This window comes from Flavobacterium sp. NRK F10 (assembly GCF_024054235.1).
Classification (GTDB): domain Bacteria; phylum Bacteroidota; class Bacteroidia; order Flavobacteriales; family Flavobacteriaceae; genus Flavobacterium; species Flavobacterium sediminis.
The window spans coordinates 2,350,092-2,358,513 of record NZ_JAMXLC010000001.1 but is presented as its reverse complement, the minus strand read 5'-3'; the positions used below and the strand labels follow the sequence as shown (position 1 = coordinate 2,358,513).

9 protein-coding genes are annotated in these 8,422 nt (G+C 29.9%); 8 read left to right on the top strand and 1 reads right to left on the bottom strand.

Annotation, left to right across the window (positions count from 1 at the left end):
• The coding region (locus NHF50_RS10590; RefSeq protein WP_252776357.1) for a ribonuclease HII at positions 1-508 on the top strand (508 nt) is incomplete at its 5' end.
• Between the two features lie 38 nt (positions 509-546).
• On the opposite strand, the gene lipB is transcribed toward NHF50_RS10590, so the two are convergent.
• Positions 547-1,254: a lipoyl(octanoyl) transferase LipB gene (gene lipB, locus NHF50_RS10585; RefSeq protein ID WP_109569638.1), complete on the bottom strand. Its 708-nt coding sequence runs from the start codon at positions 1,252-1,254 to the stop codon at positions 547-549.
• A gap of 169 nt (positions 1,255-1,423) precedes the next feature.
• Between lipB and lysS the strand changes: the two genes are divergently transcribed.
• From lysS to NHF50_RS10550, 7 genes are all read left to right on the top strand, one after another.
• Positions 1,424-3,151, top strand: a complete 1,728-nt coding sequence (gene lysS, locus NHF50_RS10580) for a lysine--tRNA ligase (RefSeq protein WP_252776355.1) — start codon at positions 1,424-1,426, stop codon at positions 3,149-3,151.
• A 148-nt stretch (positions 3,152-3,299) separates the two neighbouring features.
• A complete protein-coding gene (locus NHF50_RS10575; RefSeq protein WP_252776353.1) occupies positions 3,300-4,370 on the top strand; it encodes a tyrosine-type recombinase/integrase in 1,071 nt (356 codons plus the stop codon).
• 2 nt (positions 4,371-4,372) lie between these two features.
• Positions 4,373-5,080, top strand: coding sequence for a hypothetical protein (locus NHF50_RS10570; protein WP_252776351.1), 708 nt, complete (start codon positions 4,373-4,375; stop codon positions 5,078-5,080).
• A gap of 85 nt (positions 5,081-5,165) precedes the next feature.
• Positions 5,166-5,483 (top strand): excisionase family DNA-binding protein, encoded by a 318-nt coding sequence (locus NHF50_RS10565; protein ID WP_252776349.1) that lies wholly within the window; start codon positions 5,166-5,168, stop codon positions 5,481-5,483.
• A gap of 48 nt (positions 5,484-5,531) precedes the next feature.
• Entirely contained in the window at positions 5,532-6,527 is a 996-nt protein-coding gene (locus NHF50_RS10560; protein WP_252776348.1) for a phage/plasmid replication protein, read from the top strand.
• 128 nt (positions 6,528-6,655) lie between these two features.
• Positions 6,656-7,741 (top strand): hypothetical protein, encoded by a 1,086-nt coding sequence (locus NHF50_RS10555; RefSeq protein WP_252776346.1) that lies wholly within the window; start codon positions 6,656-6,658, stop codon positions 7,739-7,741.
• Positions 7,742-7,743: 2 nt separating this feature from the next.
• Positions 7,744-8,418, top strand: coding sequence for an NADAR family protein (locus tag NHF50_RS10550; protein ID WP_252776344.1), 675 nt, complete (start codon positions 7,744-7,746; stop codon positions 8,416-8,418).
• Positions 8,419-8,422 lie beyond the last annotated feature (4 nt).

Here is an 8,422-nt window from a genome sequence, read left to right as displayed (position 1 = left end):
AAAAAAAAGATTTCAATTAAGACCTGATATAGAAAATCAAGCTCTGACTTTTGCAGTTACTCATATATATAATGAAGAAATTGACGAGATCAATATTCTGAATGCTTCCATGAAAGCAATGCAAGAATGTATTCTAAAACTCTCACAAAAACCGGAACACCTTATTGTAGACGGCAATCGCCCTATTTTCCGAAAACTGGAAATTCAAAACACTTATGGAAAAATCTTTACCCGAGAAGAAATTGAATATCTAAAAGACATTCCTAATCAAAGTATTATAAAAGGAGACGGTAAATACTTAAGTATCGCTGCCGCTTCAGTTCTTGCTAAAACGTACAGAGATGAATTCATGGATAAAATCCATGAAGAATACCCTATGTATAACTGGAAAAAGAACAAAGGCTACCCCACAAAAGAACACCGGGAAGCTATCGCTCAATATGGCCCCAGCCCTTACCACCGAAAAAGCTTTCGCTTATTACCCGAGCAACTGGAACTTCCTTTATAAGGAATTGATAGTAGTCTTTTTTTTAACCTAACAACATGCTACCAAATTAATTTAGCCTCAAAAAGTTCCGCAAAATATTTGACTATTTTTTGACGCACTTCATCTTCATCAACTTCTCTACCCAATTCCACATGAAGCGAGGTAACTCCTTTTCCTCTTATCCCGCAAGGAATGATATTATCAAAATATCCCAGATCTGCATTCACATTAAGAGCAAAACCATGCATGGTTACCCAACGACTGGCACGAACCCCCATAGCACAAATTTTTCGAGCAAATGGCGTTCCTACATCTAACCAAACTCCGGTTTCCCCCTCGCTACGCATCCCTTTCAAACCATAATCTGCCAAAACCATAATCATAGTTTCCTCTAAAAGCCTCAAATATTTATGTATATCAGTAAAGAAGTTCTCTAAATCTAAAATAGGATACCCCACAATTTGTCCCGGTCCATGATATGTAATATCTCCTCCTCTATTGATTTTATAAAAAGTAGCTCCTTTCTCTTCAAGCTGCTTTTCAGAAAGTAACAAGTTAGACACATCTCCGCTTTTACCTAAAGTATAAACATGCGGGTGTTCTACAAAGAAAAAATAATTATCCGTATCCATTTCAGGATTGTCACGTTTTAATTTTTTTTGCGCTACTACTCTCGCAAAGACTTCTTCCTGAAAATCCCAAGTTTCTTTGTAATCTTTCGTACCCAAATCCTGTAAAAGGATCGTTCTGTTTTGTGTTCCGACCATTGTGAATAAAATTACCCTACAAATATACGAATAGTTTCCTGTTTAATCCCTATCGAAAAAAACACGAAAACCAAACTCTTATTCCTGAAAAACCGCTCTAAAATCAAACATTTTGAACTTTGAACTTGAAACAAAATATTTTATCTTTGCACGCTCAAAACAAAAAAGTATGCAACTTTCAGAACAAGAAATCATTAGAAGAGAGAAACTGACCAAGCTAAGAGAGCTCGGCATTAATCCGTATCCTGCCAATTTGTATCCTGTTAATCACACTTCGAAACAGATAAAGGATGATTTCTCTGAAGGTAAGAAGGTTATTATTGCCGGCCGCTTAATGAGTGTTCGCGATCAGGGAAAAGCTTCTTTTGCCGAATTACAAGACAGCGAAGGAAGAATTCAGTTGTATTTTAACCGTGATGTTATCTGTGAAGGCGAAGACAAAACGCTTTACAACACTGTTTTTAAAAAATTGACGGACCTAGGTGATTTTATCGGAATTGAGGGTGAATTATTCACTACCAAAGTGGGAGCCCAAGCCGTACGTGTAACTAATTTCACCTTTTTGAGCAAAACGCTTCGTCCGCTACCATTACCTAAAACAGACGATCAAGGCCATGTTTTTGACGCATTTACAGATGCTGAATTGCGCTACAGAATGCGCTATGTGGATTTAGTGGTCAATCCGCAAGTAAAAGATGTTTTTGTTAAAAGAACCAAATTATTCAACGCCATGCGTACCTTCTTCAATGAAAAAGGATACATGGAAGTTGAAACACCTATATTACAATCAATCCCGGGAGGAGCAGCAGCCCGCCCGTTCGTTACACATCACAATTCACTAAATATTCCGCTATATATGCGTATTGCTAATGAATTGTACTTAAAACGACTGATCGTTGGTGGTTTTGACGGGGTTTATGAGTTTTCTAAAAATTTCCGTAACGAAGGAATGGACAGAACCCATAATCCGGAATTCACAGCTATGGAGATCTATGTTGCTTACAAAGACTACAACTGGATGATGGAATTCACGGAAAACCTGTTAGAGTATTGTGCTTTACAAGTAAACGGGACTACTCAGGCTACTTTCGGAGAGCACACTGTAGATTTTAAAGCTCCATACACCCGTGTTACTATGACCGATGCTATCAAACAATTCACAGGTTTTGATATCACAGGAAAGAGCGAAGATGAAATTCGGGCAGCAGCAAAATCAATGGGAATTGATGTAGATGACACTATGGGGAAAGGAAAATTGATCGATGAGATCTTTGGCGAAAAATGTGAAGGCAACTTCATTCAGCCAACTTTCATTACAGATTACCCGAAAGAAATGTCGCCTCTATGCAAAGAACACAGAGACAACCCGGATTTAACAGAGCGTTTTGAATTAATGGTTTGCGGAAAAGAAATTGCTAATGCTTATTCGGAATTGAACGACCCTATTGATCAAAGAGAGCGTTTTGAGGACCAATTAAAACTTTCTGAAAAAGGGGATGACGAAGCTATGTTCATCGATCAGGATTTCTTAAGAGCTCTAGAATACGGAATGCCTCCTACATCCGGTTTAGGAATCGGTATGGATCGCCTGATCATGTTTTTAACAAACAATCAATCCATTCAGGAAGTCTTATTCTTCCCGCAAATGAAACCAGAGAAAAAACAAGTTGAAATTAGTGAAGAGGCAAAAAGTTTAATGACTTTTATTTCAGGACATGAAACAATTAAATTAATAAGTCTAAAAGAAATGTCAAATCTTTCAGGAAAAAAATGGGATAAAGCTACTAAAGAGTTGACAAAACAAGGATTAATAAAAATCAGTAAAGACGATAATGATGTTTTAATAGTAGAAAACTTAAGTAGTGATTCTAATGATATCAACTATGAAGTATACTAATTAAATACTCACTAAATACTTATAATAGGTTACCATTCGGTAACCTATTTTTGTTTCATATTGTCGCAGATAACACTCAAAATAGTGTCACGAATCTGTCACTTATGTCAAAAATGTCCATTAAATTTAGAAAACAGAAATTAAAATTATGGCTGTCAATTTAAGAAACAAGTATTTAGGAAACTCAAAACTATCTAAAAGGAATAGACCTTTTAAATGTCAACTAGATTATATCTTAAATGGTAAAAGAGTAAGAGAAACTATTAAAGACGTAACCTTTGAACCTACTGACACAAAAGAAGAAAGAAAACAAAAGGAAAGAATCGTAAACCGAATAAAATCACAATTAGAAATTGAATTAGGTAATAGTAAAAATGGTTTAGTTTCTAGACAATTACAAAAAGGTAATTTCATTGAATATTTCAATAATTTAGGTAACAAAAAAAGTGAGAAAACAAAAACAGCTTGGGATAATACATATAAACATTTAGTAGAGTTTCAAGGTAAAAAAATAACTTTTGAAAATATCTCAATTAGTTGGATTGAAAAATTTATTGAATACCTAAAAAAAGAAGGACTATCAAACAACTCTATAGTTACATATTTCAATAAAATCAACGCAAGTTTAAATCAAGCAGTTAAAGAAAAAATCATAACTGAAAACCCTGTAAAATATATAGATAGACCAAAGAAAGAAGAAACAGAAATTGTCTTTTTAACTAAAGAAGAAATCATCAAAATAATTAATACCGATTTCTTCGATAATGAAGTAAAATATGCATTTCTTTTAAGTTGTTATACTGGGTTAAGAATTTCAGATATAAAACAATTAAAATGGAATCAAATCATAAACAACAAAATACAATTAATTCAAAATAAAACTAAAAACGCAGTCTATATCCCTTTAAATTCAAATGCATTAGAAATATTGAATAAACAAAAACATAATTCAACATTTGTTTTTAATTTATCTAAACACGAAAGTTCTGTTAATAGAACATTTAAAAAATTAATTAAATTAACCGACATTAATAAAAAAGTTCACTTTCACTGCGCAAGGCATACATTTGCAACCTTGTTAGTTTCGTCAGGAGTTAATATATTTACTATTTCCAAATTAATGGGACATAAAGATATTAAGAGTACACTTGTATATGCAAAAGTAATTGACGAGGAAAAAGAAAAAGCAGTTAATAGTATGGTTGAATTTACATTTTAATTATGGAATTTAAAGACATCGAAAAAATCGTTAATTATCTAGAAGACAGAATAATTACAAATTTTGAAAAACACTTTAGTTATTTGGTTCTTGACGATTTCTATGGTGGCGGATATAAAGAGAGAATCGAAGACGAATTTTTTTATGATGAATATTTTGAAGAATATGAAGATACAATCATTAATTTACTTTTAGAAATTGAAGATAAAAATGAAAGTGAGTTTATTGAATTTAAACTGCGATTAATTAAACTCAAAAGAATCATTGATAATTATTTGTCAAAAATCCCAAAGGACGTAGAAATTAATTCTTTTAAACATAATAGGAATTCTCAATTTCTAATAAACCAAGAACTAGACGAGTCAAAAATTATAGAAAATTTATACAATCAATTATATATCAACAAATTAATTGATTCAAATTTTGATGACTTCAAATCTCATTTTAATAAAAGTTGGAATACAAAAATTCAGTGGTTTGGAACAGAACTTCAAATTGTAAATTTTGTTAATCTACTAATTGATAAAAACATATTAGATAAAGAAACTCAAAACTTCAAACACAAATTAATTACTTCACATTTCATCAATAAAAAAGGTAATAGCTTCACTAAAAAGCAATTAAGCAGTGTTTATTCTAATAAAAAAGAGATGATACCTAATGACGACATTACACTTTCTATCATCAAATTTATTATCGAAAATAAATAAGTACTTATTTTTATCTCACTTTCTACTTACCTAATAACTAACTCATAATTAGGAGATTTGAATCATAATTTAAAACTAAAATTTTATGATTCTAAAATCTATTTTAAAAGAAATTAGATTAGTCCGAAAAGATATTAGGCTAATCAAAAAAGAAATTATAAGGAGAAATCTTTATCGTAAAAGACATTTAACTATCCAACAAGCTGCAATAGTAGTTGGAGTAAGTAAATCATTCATTCAGAAGTTAGTTTCTTCAAAGGAAATTCCACACACAAAACCAAACGGAAAACTCGTATTTATCAATCGAAAGGACTTAGAAATATTCCTTTCTAGAAATCCTATTTCTACAAATGAAGAAATTGAAAGTATAGTTTCAGACTTTTTGTTAAATAAAAAACTTTAATCGCTTTTAAATAATAAGATAATCTAATTTCCATAAAAGGGTAACAATATGATTGATACAATAAAAGGTTACATAGAAGTAAACCAATACAATAGCCAACACTTTAAAGGGTTGCTTAAAGATTCAACAAGAAAAACAACAAAGAATGGTTATACAAAAACCATTAATCTTTCTAATTTCATAATAACAATTTCTTTTAACAAAAAAAGAAAACCAACTAGATTATCATTTAATGGTTCATTACCTAAATTTTATCAAGGAAACAATATTTTACATCTTGACTGGAAACAGACTAAAGATGCTGTACAAATGTTATCAGATAATTTAGGCGTAGATATTTCTAAAGCTATCCTAACAAGAGTTGACTTTGGTATAAACATTCCATTAACTTATTCAATCCATGAATATACGAGCTGCCTTTTATCATTCCCTCGACTTGGAACAATGAGATTTGGAGACTCTGTAACGTTCTTTACAAGTATTAATAGCCGTAGTATTATCTTTTACGATAAAATTAAAGAGGTAAATAAAACTCGTAGAGGAGTTATTTATGGCTTACCTATAGAAATCTTTAAAAAAAATATTTTACGCTACGAAATACAGCTTAAAAAGAATTTAAAAAACAAATTCAGATTAAAGCAAGTAAAAATTAAAGATTTGTTTCGTTCAAGTGTTCAAAAAAAATTAATTGAGTATTGGTTTAACAGCTATTTAAAAGTTGAAAAAATATCCCTTGGTACAGATCCAAACCATCTGTTATATAATCGAAATGGTTTAAGTAAATACTTATCATATCATGGATTAGAAAGAGTTGGATATGATAGAATCATTAGTAAAATATCAGAACTTAATTTTGAAGTAAAAAACAATAGAACAAAACTTTCAAAAATGAGAAAAGAAGTAAGGAATATTTTAAAGGAAGCCCGAGAAAATAATGAAGAAAAAAATCTATTAAATGAATTAAGCGAAAAAGTTCTTTTTATTAAAGAAACTTTATTTTTAAATAAACCTGTCCCCTATTTTTTAAATGAAAATGTTTTTTAATTTACACACTAGGTGCCTTTCGTAAAATTTGATTTTTTTATACTAATTTATTAAGACATTTGAAGTAATAATTTTAACAATATTAATTAAAGTAATATATTTGAATTACAATCTATTAATAAGGTTTTATGGAACAAAGTATTCAAAATTTATATGAAGTTATTAAAGATTACAGGGAAGAAGATAACTTAATGTCAATAGAAATAATAACAAATTGGGCAAATCAATTTAAACCTGAAGATAGAGAATTTATTGTTCAAGAGACTACTCATATAATGAAACAAAGGTATCTTTCTTTAGAAAATGCCAAAAAACTTCTTAAAAGCAGGATTGAGTTTTTAACACAAGAGTATGAATTTAACTCACCAAAAGATTTTTTAAAAGAGGTTAGAATAATTGACAATCAACCTGAAGGCAAAAGTCAAAAAATTATATTAAATATTTTATATGAAATATGTTACAATGAATTTGATTTCGACTTTAGTTCACATTTCAACTTGAATGCTAAATATTATATTTATCTTGATGATGTTTTATGTACAGGAGACACAACATGTAAAGGCCTGACTAATAACCACGGGGATTCAAAAGGCTTTTTTTTTAAAAAAAATATAGACGGAAAAACTAACCTAGAAGTTTTTTTAGAAAATGATGCGAAACTATTATTAGTTTTTTTCTGTCTTCATAAAAAAAACATTTATAAATTAATAAAACGAATAGGACATGCTTTAGAAAAAGAGATACAAATACACTATTCTTGGAATAAAGGGTTAGAAATTAATAATATCTTAGCTTCTGATAGTAGTTTTAATTTTTTTATTTTAAGTGAGCAAAACAAGTCAGAAAAAGTAGAAGAATGTGAAAAGCAAATAAAAAACAAGCTTTGTACATCTAACTATTACGAAGAACATGATTTTTATTATAGACCAAATGATGTTCCTGATGAAGAGAATTTATATTCTAGCAAAGAAAACAGAGAAAGATATGAAAAAATTATATCAGAAATTTGTATAGATATTTACAACCAATCTCAAAACTTAAAAAACAACATTAGGGCACGTCCATTAGGTTATGGCTTGAGACTTGAAAACAGTCTAGGATTTGGGACTCTTTTTTTTACTTGGAGAAATGCACCATATAATACTCCTCTTATTTATTGGTATGGACACAATGGCTGGAATCCCCTATTCAAAAGAAATTATATTGAATATTAATCATGAATAAAAAAGGTAAATACGATATCCCTGAAGAAAATGTACGAGTTTATAATAAAACCAATTCAATAATTTTCAAAAAGAACAATGAAAGTTATGGGGAATTATCAAACATGTCAATGGACTTTCCGCTAATGATTAATAACATTAAAGTTTTAAACACAGAAGCTTTATATCAGGCGTGCCGTTTTCCTCATTCGATTGAACTTCAAGAAAAAATTATTTTTGAAAAGAGTCCTATGAAAGTGAAAATGATAAGTAATGCCAATAAAAAATACAGCAGAGAAGACTGGGAAGATGTTAAATTAAAAATCATGAAGTGGTGCCTCAATGTCAAACTATCTCAAAATTTTATATCATTTGGAAATATACTAGATAGTACGAAAAACTTAAATATAGTAGAAAATTCTAATAGTGATAATTATTGGGGAGCAATCCCAAATGAAGAATCGTCTGTATTCATTGGACAAAATGCATTAGGCAGATTATTAATGCAGTTGAGGTCTAAATATAGGAGCTCTAATAAATTTTCACTTCTAATTGTAGAGAAACCAAAAATTGAGAATTTCACTTTATTAGGAAAAGAAATTACTCAAATAGATTCAAGAGACAAGTTTTTGGAAGATTTGGAAAACTATTTCAAAAATCAACAACTTGATATTTTTAATAACAGATAAAACT

Coding starts and splice junctions, on each gene's coding strand:
- NHF50_RS10570 (WP_252776351.1), top strand. CDS start 4,373: ATGGAATTTAAAGACATCGAAAAAATCGTTAATTATCTAGAAGACAGA.
- lipB (WP_109569638.1), bottom strand. CDS start 1,254: ATGGTCGGAACACAAAACAGAACGATCCTTTTACAGGATTTGGGTACG.
- NHF50_RS10555 (WP_252776346.1), top strand. CDS start 6,656: ATGGAACAAAGTATTCAAAATTTATATGAAGTTATTAAAGATTACAGG.
- NHF50_RS10560 (WP_252776348.1), top strand. CDS start 5,532: ATGATTGATACAATAAAAGGTTACATAGAAGTAAACCAATACAATAGC.
- NHF50_RS10565 (WP_252776349.1), top strand. CDS start 5,166: ATGATTCTAAAATCTATTTTAAAAGAAATTAGATTAGTCCGAAAAGAT.
- NHF50_RS10550 (WP_252776344.1), top strand. CDS start 7,744: ATGAATAAAAAAGGTAAATACGATATCCCTGAAGAAAATGTACGAGTT.
- lysS (WP_252776355.1), top strand. CDS start 1,424: ATGCAACTTTCAGAACAAGAAATCATTAGAAGAGAGAAACTGACCAAG.
- NHF50_RS10575 (WP_252776353.1), top strand. CDS start 3,300: ATGGCTGTCAATTTAAGAAACAAGTATTTAGGAAACTCAAAACTATCT.